Source organism: Flavobacteriales bacterium, from assembly GCA_021739695.1.
GTDB lineage: Bacteria > Bacteroidota > Bacteroidia > UBA10329 > UBA10329 > UBA10329.
In genome coordinates this window covers 137,795-151,509 of record JAIPBM010000006.1, presented here as the reverse complement: position 1 = coordinate 151,509, position 13,715 = coordinate 137,795, and the positions used below count along the sequence as shown (strand labels likewise).

Annotated in this window: 14 protein-coding genes; 12 read left to right on the top strand and 2 right to left on the bottom strand. The window is 43.1% G+C overall.

What is annotated here, in order from left to right; translation table 11 throughout:
- Positions 1 to 17: 17 nt before the first annotated feature.
- The 4 genes from K9J17_05580 (at position 18) to K9J17_05565 (ending at position 4,768) form a co-directional block, all read left to right on the top strand.
- Positions 18 to 1,277 (top strand): hypothetical protein, encoded by a 1,260-nt coding sequence (locus K9J17_05580; protein MCF8276188.1) that lies wholly within the window; start codon positions 18 to 20, stop codon positions 1,275 to 1,277.
- 7 nt (positions 1,278 to 1,284) lie between these two features.
- Complete coding sequence (locus tag K9J17_05575; protein MCF8276187.1) at positions 1,285 to 2,325, top strand: hypothetical protein; 1,041 nt, start codon at positions 1,285 to 1,287, stop codon at positions 2,323 to 2,325.
- Between the two features lie 83 nt (positions 2,326 to 2,408).
- Positions 2,409 to 3,194, top strand: a complete 786-nt coding sequence (locus K9J17_05570; GenBank protein MCF8276186.1) for a protein phosphatase 2C domain-containing protein — start codon at positions 2,409 to 2,411, stop codon at positions 3,192 to 3,194.
- Entirely contained in the window at positions 3,191 to 4,768 is a 1,578-nt protein-coding gene (locus tag K9J17_05565) for a hypothetical protein (GenBank protein ID MCF8276185.1), read from the top strand. The genes K9J17_05570 and K9J17_05565 overlap by 4 nt, the downstream gene beginning before the upstream one ends.
- A 2-nt stretch (positions 4,769 to 4,770) precedes the next feature.
- Here K9J17_05565 and K9J17_05560 read toward each other — a convergent pair whose 3' ends face one another.
- Positions 4,771 to 6,192 carry a sigma 54-interacting transcriptional regulator gene (locus tag K9J17_05560; GenBank protein ID MCF8276184.1) on the bottom strand — a complete coding sequence of 474 codons (1,422 nt, stop codon included), beginning with the start codon at positions 6,190 to 6,192 and terminating at the stop codon, positions 4,771 to 4,773.
- Positions 6,193 to 6,436: 244 nt separating this feature from the next.
- On the opposite strand from K9J17_05560, the gene K9J17_05555 reads away from it, so the two are divergent.
- The 7 genes from K9J17_05555 to K9J17_05525 all read left to right on the top strand — a co-directional run bounded on the left by K9J17_05555 (position 6,437) and on the right by K9J17_05525 (position 11,660).
- Positions 6,437 to 6,676, top strand: coding sequence for a hypothetical protein (locus K9J17_05555; GenBank protein MCF8276183.1), 240 nt, complete (start codon positions 6,437 to 6,439; stop codon positions 6,674 to 6,676).
- Between the two features lie 209 nt (positions 6,677 to 6,885).
- Entirely contained in the window at positions 6,886 to 7,989 is a 1,104-nt protein-coding gene (locus K9J17_05550; protein ID MCF8276182.1) for a hypothetical protein, read from the top strand.
- Complete coding sequence (locus K9J17_05545; protein ID MCF8276181.1) at positions 7,986 to 8,762, top strand: hypothetical protein; 777 nt, start codon at positions 7,986 to 7,988, stop codon at positions 8,760 to 8,762. The genes K9J17_05550 and K9J17_05545 overlap by 4 nt, the downstream gene beginning before the upstream one ends.
- Positions 8,752 to 8,904, top strand: coding sequence for a hypothetical protein (locus K9J17_05540; GenBank protein ID MCF8276180.1), 153 nt, complete (start codon positions 8,752 to 8,754; stop codon positions 8,902 to 8,904). Before K9J17_05545 ends, K9J17_05540 begins: the two co-directional genes overlap by 11 nt.
- 12 nt (positions 8,905 to 8,916) lie before the next feature.
- A complete protein-coding gene (locus tag K9J17_05535; GenBank protein MCF8276179.1) occupies positions 8,917 to 10,374 on the top strand; it encodes a type IV secretory system conjugative DNA transfer family protein in 1,458 nt (485 codons plus the stop codon).
- A gap of 1 nt (position 10,375) precedes the next feature.
- Positions 10,376 to 10,840, top strand: coding sequence for a MobC family plasmid mobilization relaxosome protein (locus K9J17_05530; GenBank protein MCF8276178.1), 465 nt, complete (start codon positions 10,376 to 10,378; stop codon positions 10,838 to 10,840).
- Positions 10,815 to 11,660 (top strand): relaxase/mobilization nuclease domain-containing protein, encoded by an 846-nt coding sequence (locus tag K9J17_05525; protein MCF8276177.1) that lies wholly within the window; start codon positions 10,815 to 10,817, stop codon positions 11,658 to 11,660. The genes K9J17_05530 and K9J17_05525 overlap by 26 nt, the downstream gene beginning before the upstream one ends.
- A gap of 1 nt (position 11,661) precedes the next feature.
- Here K9J17_05525 and K9J17_05520 read toward each other — a convergent pair whose 3' ends face one another.
- Positions 11,662 to 11,979 (bottom strand): hypothetical protein, encoded by a 318-nt coding sequence (locus K9J17_05520; protein MCF8276176.1) that lies wholly within the window; start codon positions 11,977 to 11,979, stop codon positions 11,662 to 11,664.
- 129 nt (positions 11,980 to 12,108) lie between these two features.
- Here K9J17_05520 and K9J17_05515 point away from each other — a divergent pair, with 129 nt between their 5' ends.
- Complete coding sequence (locus K9J17_05515) at positions 12,109 to 13,650, top strand: T9SS type A sorting domain-containing protein (protein MCF8276175.1); 1,542 nt, start codon at positions 12,109 to 12,111, stop codon at positions 13,648 to 13,650.
- Positions 13,651 to 13,715 lie beyond the last annotated feature (65 nt).

The window sequence follows — 13,715 nt, the reverse complement described above, 5'->3', positions numbered from 1 at the left end:
AATATTCAATTTTTGCCATGGAGTTAAATTCATATGAACTGAAAGCAGTGAGGGAATACTGTAAAGCTATTGGAGTCAGTAGAGAACCTACCGATGCCCTTCGAGACGCTAGGGACGCCGTTATCAGTTTGATGCAAAGCATCTGTATACATGAGTTTCATATTGATAAATCTTCCTCTGACTTTAGGTCACCCTTGTATACTGTTGATAAGAAGGAATTCTTTTCTTCAAAAAACAAGCAAACGAATAAATACACTTTTAGAAGTGGAATCTTACAAAAGGTGAGAAAAAACATTGGAGATATTACTGAAAAAAGGAATTGGAATACTTATAAGGATGATTTTGAGCTTATCGAACGAGAGTTTCAGCAATTAATGCTGGGGCTTCAAATAGTTATGGAATGGTACTTGACGAATTATCGGAGGTACTCTTTGGTTTCTATAACGAACCTGTCAAATTCAGAACGCGAGGCTTTACAACCGCTTTTTAAAGTAGTACCTGAAAGACGAGAACGTAGATACATAGAGCGAGAGGAATATTGCGTGATTCTCTTGATTGATAGTTCCCAGTCTATGATCTGGCCGTTTCTCGATGATCAATCAAATTGGGATAAATGGGATTCACAGGATTATAAGAATGCTGTGGCACGATTGAGGTTGGCAATTGGTGAAGCCCATAAGAAAGCATTGCAAGCACTTCGAGGTAGCGCAATATGCAAAGATGGCTACTTGAAGATATATCAATACACATTTGATAGTCGTAAGCACCTTATCAATCCGCCCGAGTATTTGGAGGCAATGGAAGGGTCTGACAAGGTTGTCACTCTAGGTGGCGAGGGATACCGACCAGGTGGAATGACCGCTCTTTATGATACGATTGATGAATCCCTGAGAGTAGTGTACAATGAGCTTCGGGAGGTTGAAGAAAGCCATAAACGAATCGATAAGGTTTCTATCGGTGTCATAACTGATGGAGAGGATACGATTACAGACGGTATAGAAGTTTCCAAAAGCCCCGAGGCTTATGCGAGTAAGAAAATTGCTAAAGTCAATCAAATCCGAAAAAGGCTTGAAGAGTTAAGGAGCAGAGATAATAAAAAATCGTTTCTCGTTTCAAGCGTATTGATAGGTCTTACAGGAAGTGAATTTTCAAACGACAAATTGGAATCAATACGGGAAGAACTGAATTTCAACGAGTCAATTTCGATAGACAATACTGACGCTGAATCAATCAGAAGGGCCTTTCAACTCTTCTCTACGAATGCAAAGAATACATAGTAAATCCATGGAGGTAATAATCAACAAAGAAAAAAGACAATTAACTAGCACTGGAAAGTTCGGTGGTGAAGGGGAATTATGGACAACTAATGTTGAGGGTGTTGTCAAGTGCGTTAAGGTTTATAATCCAGACAAGAGAACAGCATTTAATGAACGAAAGGTTATTACGCTGATTAACAGAAATCAAAAGTTCCTATTGGGAATTGAAAATTTCGTAGCTTTTCCTGAAGCTCCTGTCTACGAAGTTGGAACTAAACACTTCTGTGGGTTTATGATGCGTTATTATCCCAACCATTTAGATCTTAATGACATCAAATATTCCAGCAATGGGCTTTCTTATGGAAGAACGAACTTGGTTGATGAAAACCTGCTTTCCATCGTGCATGCGCTAAATCACTATTTGGAGGTTTTTCATAAGGTCGGGGTTGTCGTAGGGGATATTAACCCAGAAAACATATTGATAAATGAACAAACCTTGGCTCCGGTACTTGTGGATTTTGACTCTGTACAGGTTGGTGGATTTTTCAGTACTACAAGACGCAAAGAATATGTTGATCCAACCGTCAAGACTGATGGCAAAGGTCGAGCAAGGTTTTTCCTGTATAATACTGATAGTGATATCTATGCTATGGCCGTGGTTGCTTTTGAGCTACTAGTGGGGGTAAAGCCGCATTTTTATCAGACAACAGACCCGACAGATACCGATTACAAAAAGAACTTAGGGGTTAGTTGGCTTGACTTCGTTCTCAAAAACCAATCTAAAATTGAGAACTCAGGTTTGAACATTGAACGCAATCCTTTATTCGATGCTGTGTCTGACAGGCTTCAGTACTTATCGGAGAATTGCCCTGACATTTTCAAGTACTTCGAAGATGTTTTTGTAAAAGGTGAACGCAAATATTATTACCATGGTCCAAGAAGCACCGTTTATATTCAAAGAAGGAAGATAAAGTCATCGGAAAATGAATTCGAGCTTTTAGGTCAGGACAAGAACGACCCAGAAGAAGTAAAGTTATTCATGGATCAGTACGGACTTAAGATACCTTGAATATGATGGGGCCTTTTGAGTACAACGTAGATTTTCTTACGGATTCGGACAATAGCACTGGATTGTCGTTTTCGGTATTTGGGATGAGCCAGGAAGGATTGATGCATAAAGAAAGTAGTATCGGAAATCAGGATTCTGCAAGCATCTATATTGGAAAAAGACTTCTAGTAGGAACTATCGCTGACGGTTGTACGAGTGGGACAAATCTCAATGGTCACTCGTTCAATCAGGTAGGTGCCTATTTCCTTAGTTTTCTTGGTGTCCGAATTGCACGCAGGATTGTTTTGAAGAATAAAGTTTCGCTGGCTGGTTTTCCATTAGAGTTTGAGAGACTTATAAATTATCGGTTAGCTCGAACCATCAACGCAGTACACCCTTGGAAGTTTGAAAGGAAACAGTTTTTGAATAATCTGATGTCATCCACTCTGACGGTTTTTGTTATCACAGAGAAATATTACGTCATTCTTAATTGTGGTGATGGTGATGTCTTTATCAACGGGAATCGGATGACGGTAACTAGTTCTTCTGGGAAATACTTATCCAACAATTTCGTTGAATTCAATAGTGGAGATGAGGAAGCTTTGGTATCAATGAAAATAGTAGGTAGTGGGAATACAAAGAATCTGGATAGTCTACTTATTGCCACGGATGGCCTTCTAGACACGGATGTATTGGAAACTCCAGAGTTCGGCTCTTTCTTTTTTGACTCGAAAATAGTAGGATTAAAGAATGGGTTTCAAGATAGAAGGAGAGAATTTCAAAAAAGGGTTGTTAAGGAGGTGCTGAAGAAGAAGGAAGGGCGTGATTGGCCTACCGATGATGCAACTTTTATTTCTGTTATTAGAACTAATACTGATAAGAAAACATGAATCAGCAAGAAAGGACATCGATAATCAATGCTAATAGAATTCTGTTATGTGAGGATCTTATTTCTGAAAAAGGCGGAATTCTTAATGCTATCACATATGCAAGCGCTCAGTATTTGTACAAAGTGCTTGAAAAACATGATAAGACAAAGCTGACTAGGTTTGATACGCAGAAAACGACAAAACTTAAGCGAACCATTATTCACAAGAATGCGCATTTGGATGAATATTTTGCTGAATTATTCTTTCGAGCAATCCTCCCGCCCCATTTGAAAGACATAGAGGTTTCCGATCATGTACTTATGTCTGCTGAGGACGATTCGTACGCTAGAATGTCATGGTCTTCGGGAGTTGTATTTGGTATTCATGCAGATGAGTCTGGTGGTGCAAAAGCGTTGGCGTTCTATGATGAGCATCACGCGGATGGAACCAGAACGAAGCCGTCATGTAGTCAACTAGTAGCGGAAGCATTCTATTCTGGAGAGCTTCCAAGCTCAATTCAAACTGTTCTGGATGAGGTAAACTATTCTGACTCACATGCAGGTGCCCATACCTACAACATTAAGAATATTATCTCAAGCATGCATGACATTCCATTCTTCTTAGGAGGAGATGATTTGTCGGCTGAGCCTACGACAAAGTATTTAACGGAAAATTGGAAAAGGGCAATTGTTGACGCTTGCGTGATTGCCGTTATTTTCTGCTACGAAAATAAACTACTTCCCCTCGGGGAATTGAACGACAGGCAAAAGACGGACATGGAACGAAGTGCGAAGGGTAGTCTGGATTATTTTGTAAAGAAAACTCTTCTTCAGGGGGAATCAAAGGCCTTTAAATCCGTAGCAGGAATGTTTTTTCACAATTACAAGGTTGGGAATCATAAAACAATCGATAATGCGATTTGGAAGGACGATGAAGGAAATAAGATAAAGCCACAAAATCTAATAGTACACTATGTGTGCTATTCATTGTACAAATGCTGGGGAGTGCCGGTGGCTAACTTTGTTATGATGCATCTCTGGCAAGTTCTGTTTCAAAATCAGGTCACATTCCGTGAAATCACCGATGACATTAAGTCCGTAACTGTGGAAAAGGGAAAACACCAAGCGCGTTTCGGGTGGGTTGAAAAGGTTGAGATTACTGAAAAGAACTTCGTTCCTAAACAACGGGAATCAGACACCAGAAATCGTACGTTGAATTACGACTCGCCTTTGGTAGTGTACAATGTGGAAGTGACAAATCCTCATTATCCTAATGTAGCTACTGCTGTTAAGGCTTTGATTAATGCAGATTATACTTCAGGAGGAAATAATGGGTTTGGTGTTATGATTTTAAACGACAAAACGATTAACTCGAAAGCGATTAACAACGGACCTACCGTTCCCGAGGAAGTGTGGATAAAACTATCGGACAAAGTTACAAATGTTGAAGATGACAGGTGGTTCCAACTTAAGAATGCTGAGGGTCGCTATGCCGATTTTCTTTTAAATAGGACAAAAGCGCATCAGGAGCATTTACCTAGTGAGGCCATTGATTTAAAGTTTGTCGTTGATGCTTTGAAGGAGATAGCCGTATAGATTTACCGAGCCTCGCCTAATTTTTTCTTTACAGTGTTAACACTGACACCTAAAGCACGTGCCGTTCGAACCGCATTTTCACCGTATTCTAAATAAACCATTTTTATATGTGATTTTACCACCTCCTCGAGTTTGACTGAGTCGGTGCCAATTGGCTGAAGAATTCTTCTAGGAATATTTTCTTTTCGCACAATGTCAGAGCTTTCTGCAATTATCCCTAAAAGAGTATTTTCTAACTCTCTGAAATTCCCAGGGTAAGTGTGTTCTATTAATGTTCTTTTCAATGGGCTTGGCAGTTTTGGAGCACGTTTACCTAGAATTTGAACTGACTTTCTCCATATGTGGGTGAAAATTTCCTCCTTTTCACTCAGAGGATACGACCTCAATGATGGCATGATTAACTCACAAACTGACAACCTGTAATACAGGTCCTGACGAAAGCTGCCATTGCTGGACTTTGCGTATAGGTCACGATTGGTTGCAGTCAATACTCGGACGTTCACTTTTTCGGGTCTAGATGAACCGACCCGCTGTATTTCTCCTTCTTGAAGGAATCGCAATAGAGATTGTTGCATGTACGGACTGATGTCTCCAATCTCGTCAAGGAAGACTGTTCCGCCATCCGAGGCATGAAAAATCCCATCTTCATTCTTGTCAGCACCTGTAAAGGCACCCTTTACGTAACCGAACAGCCTGCTTTCCAAAAGATTATCACCTATGGCTGAACAATTCACCTTTATGAACGCCTTCTGCTTCCTTGGTGAGTTGTCATGAATAAACCGAGCGACTTGTTCTTTTCCTGTTCCTGTATCTCCTAGTATCAGAACTCGGACCTGATCAGTGGAAGCTATTCGCTCAGCTTTGGCATAAATGGGCTTCAAGATCCCTGTTATAATATGGGCGGAAGGGAATTTCTTGTCCAACTCATCTTGTCTGATTATAGCAGAGGAAATGTAGGACGACAACTCCATTTTAACCCATATCTGTTTAGGAATAGCGTTTTCGCTATGTTCAGGTCTACGCATTTGGAAGAGTTTCATATTAAGTCCCAAACTATAATGGGAGAGATACCAGGCCACTTGCATTGATGGAGTGCCCGGAGATATGAAAACGGTAATCTCACTATTGCGATACTTCAAGAGAAGACTTGTAACCTTCGCAAGTATTTCACTCAGGTCTATCACGTCATTAATTCCCATGGCACATTCAACAATCTGATTGCCGAAAGAACGCCTCAAGTAGGTTACAAGATGCTGGTACCGAATATCTTCAGACGAACTTTTAGACGAGGTAAGCAGGATGTGCTCGTCATATTGATAATGGTGTTGATGTATTGAACATGTGGGGCCATTAGACCTGACCGCTCCACTCTCTTTATCGAAATCATTCTCCTTGGCCATCCAAGAAATCAATACTTTTTTCATTGGCTCATTTTTGGAAAAGTAATCAATAAATGATAGATGACATCATTTATTGATTAGTCATGTGACCTAGGTCTTTCGTTAGCTAAGTACTCACGGTTAAGGAAAAGACGGATGTTAATAATCTGAAAATCAGTTGTTTGAATGCGGTATTGATTTAGCGTTGTTGATAATTGATTGTGTTCAACTCCACTTGGCACTATTGATGGCTTTAGGCATGCATCGTATTTACCAAAGAGCAGGTCTAATGGAAACAATACTCAAAAGCTACCAGACTAGTCAGGTCAGGAAAAAACTCACCGACTACGGTTACAGGGAGAAATACCGAACGGCAAGAAGTGCTCTCTTTCGCAATCCAGTAACCGACAAGAACATCAGTATTCCAGTTGATAAGGAAAGGATGACGGACAATGACCTGAGACTTGCGCTAGGTCAATCTCCCATCTACTATAGTGTCGTTTGGAATCTTGAAAAACGAGAAAGGTGATGGATAAGAGAAAGAGGCCTGAGTCTTTCACGGATTTTTTATTCGCGGTCTCGGTGTCCAAATTAAGCCGGGAAGAAGCCACAACTGAAAATCAATGGCTAAAAACAGATCAGACCTTGACCTTCCATGAGTTACTAGCATCTCAATTCGTGCTACAATGAAATAACACATCAGAACCTACCTCAAACAAGAACAAAAACTAAGAAATCATGACAGCAATACAACAGAATACCGGATTATCGACCACGACCATGCCCGACATGGCTGGGTATCTGAACCTCAAGGGAGAACTTGAGACCAAAGCCAACAGGATACGCAGTGCATCGGAGATCGATGCCCAGATCCGCAGTCAGCGTGAGGAACCGTTGACCATTCCCGAGTTCAAAGTGAATATCGAAGACCTGCGTCAACAGTACAGAGAACTGCTTCCCGACATTGACATTGCCCTCAACCCACGTTCACAAGGGTTACTGGGCAACCATGAGGCAAAGCAGTTCACGCAACAACTCAATGAACTGAGGTTGGATCTGGGTGAAGTTCAAAAGGAAGTTGCTGCACATCCAGCCAATGGCATTCCGCGACCAACTCCATTGTCAACGTATGAACAAGTGCTGCTTAAAGCACCGTTCATTCTTCTAGGTCTGGACGTGCTTTTTGAGGCACCCGCTTTACGTGCGGCAGGGGGATCCGGGCTAATTTCCTACTTCTGGGCAGCGTTGCTCAATGGAGGAAAATACTTTCTGTCCAAATTCCTAAACAAGCGAATCCGTAATGCAACAACGAAGCAGGAAAAATGGGCATGGGTTTCTGTCGGCCTGTTCACCTACGGAGTTGTGGCCGCTTTTCTGGGCTTCTCAAGACACGCCTACCTACAGGCACAGGATGGAGGTTCACTTTACGGACCTATCATTTTGGCATTCCTGTCCTTCTTTTTTTCACTCACGGCATGGGTCGCGGAATTCCTCGCTGAGGAGGTCAGAGCGAAACAAATGCAGCTTACCGAAGAGAACAAGGTTTTCGTCCAATTCGATGAGCTTGAAGCTAAAAAGAAGGACATCATATCTGAGATAAAAGCGGTCGAAAACGAGCGAAGCAACCGATTGGGCTCACGTCTTATCTCGATGGACAATGCAAGGTCACTTCAGAAGTATCTGGCAGACCATTATAAAGGGACGGTCAATAAATATCAGAGCATCTACAATTCCAGACGACCACATGGCAGTCAGGGATCAGGGGTGTTCGTGACCGATATACCGCCTTTACACGATGAATTCGAAAACAAAAACAATAACATAAAAGAACCAAGATCATGAGAAAAGTAACGATTATAGTATTAAGCATGGCCATCATCCTGACAGCAGGAGTATTGGCTTATTTGAACCTGTATAACGCACCACAGCGTCCCGTTTATAGGGCAACTCTTTTGCTGGATAGAACTGATACGTTCAAAATCCAACAGACATTCCAATTCGATGAGCAGGAGTTCTCATGGGATGCATTCAAACAGGGAAGAGAAGTACGACTGAGAAGGATAACAGACGTTGCGGTCGAAGACCTGACGGTACTGACCCTCCCGACCTTTCGGGACTGGGGTGCCCCATCTACTTGGGCTTTGGACGACAATGAACTGTTCAGAAAAAGCCGTGTCAAGAAATTGGAGGCCACCGTTTCCGAGGAACTGTCAAAGCTCGCTGAGCAACAGACAGGATACGACCATTCGGCCGTCATGGAACCGCTGATACAAGAGCTTATCCACCTTGAGAAATTTCCGAATGACGACCGATATGTGTACGTGTATTCGGATCTCGGTCAGAACACGCCAAGAGACAATTGGATATCGGATTTCGATACCAGCGTGAAATTGGAATTCAATGATAAGGTTCTCTGGAACCGATTTGATGGCGCAAGGAAGTTGAAGAACCTTTCAGGCATAGTTGTCCATCTGATTCACAGACCGAAGGATTCGAATGAAGATGCTGCATACCGATTACGGGCGAACTACCTCAGAGCCCGACTGACCGAACTCGGTGCAGAAGTTCACATTCATGGAGCCATCAACCAAGGAAACGGAAACCATGGCAGCTAGCGGAAACACATTTTGGGAAGCCGTCTGGTCAGTATTCAAACTGACCGGACGGCTCATCCTCTGGCTGTTCACAGCAATGCTACGATTACTGGCCTTTGTCCTGAATTCCATTGAGAACCTCATCAGATTGATACTCGACTAAAAGAAAAACGATATGGACTATTTATACGCATATACACCCAAACTCTGGCACTTGGCCGTCCTGTTCATCGGAATTGCCCTGGTGGTAGAGTTGACGAAAGAGAAGCGCAAGCAAGATTATGATGATAACCTGCTCAATCCGTTCAGATTGATAAAACCGTGGCTAACAGGTTTCTATATCGGGTCAGGTAGAATCAGCAGAGAACATTCCCGCATGCACGCCCTGGTCATTGGAAATACGGGTTCAGGAAAGACCGTATCAACGTTACTTCCCAGTGCGATAAAATTTGGAAGTGAGGACTGCTCGATGATATTCCTTGACCCCGCTCGCGAAGGACATACCAAAAGTTCAGGACAATGGGCAAAGCATGGAGCCGAGGTCATGGTTTTCTCGCCTAATGACCATCGAATTTCAGAAGGCTTCAATCCTATTGAACTGGCCAATACGTCAACCGAAATAAACATGCTCGCGGAGATGCTCATGGCAAGACAGATGAAAGCGTCCAAGGATATCTTCTGGCCTTCAGCGGCATCCATTGGACTGTCGATAGAAACACGACTGCTGAAGTGTCTCCCAAAAATCTACCACAATCCGGTCAATCTCAAACGGTTGAATGACGAATTGATGTCAGGCACCAAGGTCGATAAGCTCTGCGTGCTGTATGGTGATGATAGGCTCTACAGCGATTACAAGGCATTCATTGCTCAGGATCCGAAAGTTCTCAAAAATATTCTGAGCAGTATTCAAAGTGCGTTGAAAGCCTTTGCCGATGATGAACTGGCTCTTTGTACTTCGGTAAACACCATTGACTTTTCAGCGTTCCGAAAGCAGAAAAAAGCACTCTACATCTTCACGGATGTTATGTCCGATTACCACTCGTTCATCTATGAGATGCTGTTCACGTTCATGTTCCGAGCGTTCATGAAAGAGATGCCTAAAGATGGAGATTTGCCGATCAACATATTGGCGGATGAGATGGGATCTTTTACGGTGAAAGGGTTTCCGGAAGCGTTGGCAAATTTACGGAAGTACGATGTTTCGGCAATGAGCTGTATCCAGACGCTCTCCCAATTGGAAGAACGATACGGTCAGCATGATGCCAACACCATCAAGAACAACTGTTGGAGCAAGCTGATCTTTCCAGGAATGGAGATGAGTTTGGCAACGGAGCTCGAACAGCGATTAGGCAAATGGAGCTTCGAGCGTAAAGATGGCAAAGGTCGAGGCCAGCGGGAAATTCTGACCCGATCAGAACTGATACACCTTGAAAAGAGCGAAGCGATGCTGGTCGCTGGGTCTCACAGACCTGCCAAGGTCAAGGTAAAGCCGTATTTCAAAGACAGGTCGATGCGGAAGATAAGCGAGCTTCCCCCAGCACCCTTCAAAGGCAAAGTTCCATCAGAACTCAATCTGATGGACATTGACCAATTAATAGCCGCCAAAAAGCAACATGTAATGGAACATGCCTGACATGAGTAAGGACACCGAACGCAAACAGGAATACCGCAAACGTCACCGTACGTTCTCGGTGTCCCTTCCCAAAGTGGAAGCGGAAAAGGTTCTCAACCATGCCAAAAGCACCGGATTCTCGGTTCCAGAGCTCATAAAGGCACTCATAAAGGCCGACATGGAAGGCAATGGATATGTACTGCCCGATGATGGCAAACTCGAACAGATGGTCTATGAGTTCAAAAAAATTGGGAATAACCTGAACCAGACCGTCAGGTTTGCAAATTCCCGCAGGGAGCTCGATCTGAAAGGCTTTCAGCAAATGCAAGAACTTCTAAAGCAATTGGAGGAAACCGTCATTGAAACAATAACCCTTCCACCCAGCATTTTCGAAGTGCTCAAACAGTATTTGGAGCAACACCCGGATGAGGTTGGCAGATTGACAGCATGGCTCAACACGTATGATAATCAAGGTCATTCAACTTAAGAGTTACAACGCCATTTCAAATGTGGTCAACTACATTGCTTCCGATGATGGGCGGATAAAGGACCATCATGAGCAGGGTATTTTTCATAATCTTAATCGCACCGACCAACGGTCGATTGCCACCCAACTGCAAACCAACTTTGCTAACCATGCCAGCAACAGAATAAAGAACAAGGCCAAGCACGTCATATTATCCGTAAACCCGATTGACCGTGATAAGGTCACGATGGAGATAATGGACGACCTGTCCAGACATTACATCGAAACCGCTTTTCCAAAAGCAATTGTCTTCGGATGTCACCATATGAAACAGGACCATCGGCATAGCCACCTGATCATCAGCGGAAACGAACTTATGTCAAAAACATCCACCCGCCAGACGAAGGGACAGCTAAGAGCCGTACAACAGGAAATGATCCTCTACATGCAGGAACACCATCCAGAACTGACCATCGGTATCGATATGTCCAATTATGGCAAGCGTTTGCACTCAGAAAAAGCCTACTATAAACAGAAAAGAAACCCACTTCTGACACTGACGAAAGATGAACTCGCAATGACCGTTCAGCGTCTGTTCCGACTTTCAGGTAACACCAAAGAGTTCAAGCAACAACTCGAAGAAATGGGACTGAGAACGTATGACCATGGTGGAAAGCTCATGGGTGTGTATTTTGGGGAAGATGAAAAGAAGATGCGATTCTCCAGATTGCGAATCGGAAAGGAACAATTCGAACAGTTGGATATTCAGAATGACCGATTAAAGCAACTAGAACAGCTGCGAGAAGACAATGACGATAGGGAAATGGACATCGAACGATGACCTACTTCCGTATCTTCTCCTCCATCAAGGCAATGAGCTTGTCCTTCAGTTCCAATTCTTTTTTCAGTTCCTCTATCTGACAAAGAAGCGCTTTTTCTGATCCAGCATCAGGAAGTAACTCCAAATAAGGTGCGAACAGATTCTTTTCAAGAACAAGGGATATGGCCAAAAGCAGTTCAGCATCCACTGATGAGCTTTTATAGATGTGATAAACACTTGCCCTCGATTTATTGATCCTACGTCCGAATTCCGCTATCGACAGGTTCATTTCGCCTACTCTGTCCTGTACAAGTTTACCGATATGAATGTTGGCAGCCATTTGTTTTGACCGTCAAAAGTCATGTATCGTATTGCAGGGTCAGCTAATCATAATGACTATATAATATACGTAAACGTCAATATATTATTCATTTCCTATTACTTTTGGATGAACTCAAATACAAATATCATGACCACTAAAAGCACAATCTTAACACTATCATTTTTAATATCCACTCACTTGGTCTTCAGCCAGCAGGTTCAAATGGTGACCGACCATTACCCTGGAGAAGTCAGTTCGGAACCCAATAATCTGCTAGAGTTCGAGGATGAACTTTATTTCTCCTCCATTGAACCAAGTACGGGAAGAGAACTTCGCAAGATTGATGGAGGCAGCACTATTCAAACGGTCTTTGATGCATATACTGGGCCTTGGAACGGAGAAGCGGAACATCTGATAGAGCAGAACGGACTCTTGATGTTCTCGGTCGATACGGGAACTGGTTTTACCTCGGTCTGGCAATTCGATGGGATCAACACTTCTATTCATCCACTTTCTCAGTCGATGACATTCAGTATTCCGTTGGTTGCGCATGATGGTTTTTACTACTACAAAGGCATCGGACAAACCACATTGTATGAGTTGAAAGGAGTCTCAGGGCAAACAGTACAACATCTCTCCAACCTTCCGTCAGGTTTGGATGAAGGTGCAATTGGCTCTACTCAATTCGGGCTAACTTTTGCTTCCGATAATGGAAGTTCTGGTCAAGAACCGTATGTATTCGATGGCTTCGGAATCAACTCAATGGGCGATAATCATCCAGGACAAGGCGACAGTGACCCTGTTTGGTTTACCGACTTTAATGGAGAAGTCTATTATTCTTCAAACGATGGCTTCTCAGGAAATGAGCTTTGGAAATATGATGGTCAGTCAAGTCAAATGGTGGCTGATATCGTTGTCGGTGGTGCTGGTTCGTACCCTAATGATCTGACGGTCCTTGATACCGTATTATGTTTTCGGGCATCTGATGGAGGGTTTCCACTACCGCAGAACAACCTGTTCAAATGGAATGGACAAACACTTACGACCATTATTGAAAATATCGGTCAGGAAGACATGATGAAGTACGATGACCGATTGTACTTCGTGACCGATGACCCCACTTATGGGTGGGAGCTGTTCTCCTATGATGGGGCAACTGTTTCGTTAGTTCATGATATACATCCAACAGGTAATTCCAATCCTCAAGATCTGGTCGTAATAGATGATAAGCTGTACTTCTCAGCTGCTAACGGTTCAAACGGAAGAGAATTGTGGGTTCATGATGGGCTTAACACCATGATGGTGGCAGACATAAATCCAACAGGAGATAGCAATCCGAAGCATATGACCGAAGCTGGGGGGTTTGTTTATTTTTCTGCTGATGATGGTACATCAGGTGCTGAACTTTGGAAGCTTGACCCCAATTCAATCCCCACGTCAGTTGAGGACAATCCCAGTTCAAAACAACTGATGGTATATCCAAACCCCAGCGCAGGTAAGTTTTCATTCAGCAATGACCGGGTTTCCAAATCGGAAGGGTTCATCGTTTACAACTCATTGGGAGAGCAGATCATGACGGGCAATACAGGTTTCGGAAGTGTTGCTCTGGAAAACCAGCCTTCGGGCATTTACATAATTGTAGTATCCTCGACCGAAGGTCGGTTGTCAGCAAAGCTGACGAATCTTTAAAAAGAGGTGAAGGACTCCTCCTTCCAAGATCGCCTTGGGCAGTCAAAAGCATAGCGAGACTGTCC

Excerpts from the sequence above, each read along its gene's own strand:
- K9J17_05575 (MCF8276187.1), top strand. The coding sequence starts at position 1,285 with ATGGAGGTAATAATCAACAAAGAAAAAAGACAATTAACTAGCACTGGA.
- K9J17_05550 (MCF8276182.1), top strand. The coding sequence starts at position 6,886 with ATGACAGCAATACAACAGAATACCGGATTATCGACCACGACCATGCCC.
- K9J17_05555 (MCF8276183.1), top strand. The coding sequence starts at position 6,437 with ATGGAAACAATACTCAAAAGCTACCAGACTAGTCAGGTCAGGAAAAAA.
- K9J17_05540 (MCF8276180.1), top strand. The coding sequence starts at position 8,752 with ATGGCAGCTAGCGGAAACACATTTTGGGAAGCCGTCTGGTCAGTATTC.
- K9J17_05545 (MCF8276181.1), top strand. The coding sequence starts at position 7,986 with ATGAGAAAAGTAACGATTATAGTATTAAGCATGGCCATCATCCTGACA.
- K9J17_05515 (MCF8276175.1), top strand. The coding sequence starts at position 12,109 with ATGACCACTAAAAGCACAATCTTAACACTATCATTTTTAATATCCACT.
- K9J17_05525 (MCF8276177.1), top strand. The coding sequence starts at position 10,815 with ATGATAATCAAGGTCATTCAACTTAAGAGTTACAACGCCATTTCAAAT.
- K9J17_05580 (MCF8276188.1), top strand. The coding sequence starts at position 18 with ATGGAGTTAAATTCATATGAACTGAAAGCAGTGAGGGAATACTGTAAA.
- K9J17_05530 (MCF8276178.1), top strand. The coding sequence starts at position 10,376 with ATGAGTAAGGACACCGAACGCAAACAGGAATACCGCAAACGTCACCGT.
- K9J17_05570 (MCF8276186.1), top strand. The coding sequence starts at position 2,409 with ATGAGCCAGGAAGGATTGATGCATAAAGAAAGTAGTATCGGAAATCAG.
- K9J17_05535 (MCF8276179.1), top strand. The coding sequence starts at position 8,917 with ATGGACTATTTATACGCATATACACCCAAACTCTGGCACTTGGCCGTC.
- K9J17_05565 (MCF8276185.1), top strand. The coding sequence starts at position 3,191 with ATGAATCAGCAAGAAAGGACATCGATAATCAATGCTAATAGAATTCTG.
- K9J17_05520 (MCF8276176.1), bottom strand. The coding sequence starts at position 11,979 with ATGGCTGCCAACATTCATATCGGTAAACTTGTACAGGACAGAGTAGGC.
- K9J17_05560 (MCF8276184.1), bottom strand. The coding sequence starts at position 6,192 with ATGAAAAAAGTATTGATTTCTTGGATGGCCAAGGAGAATGATTTCGAT.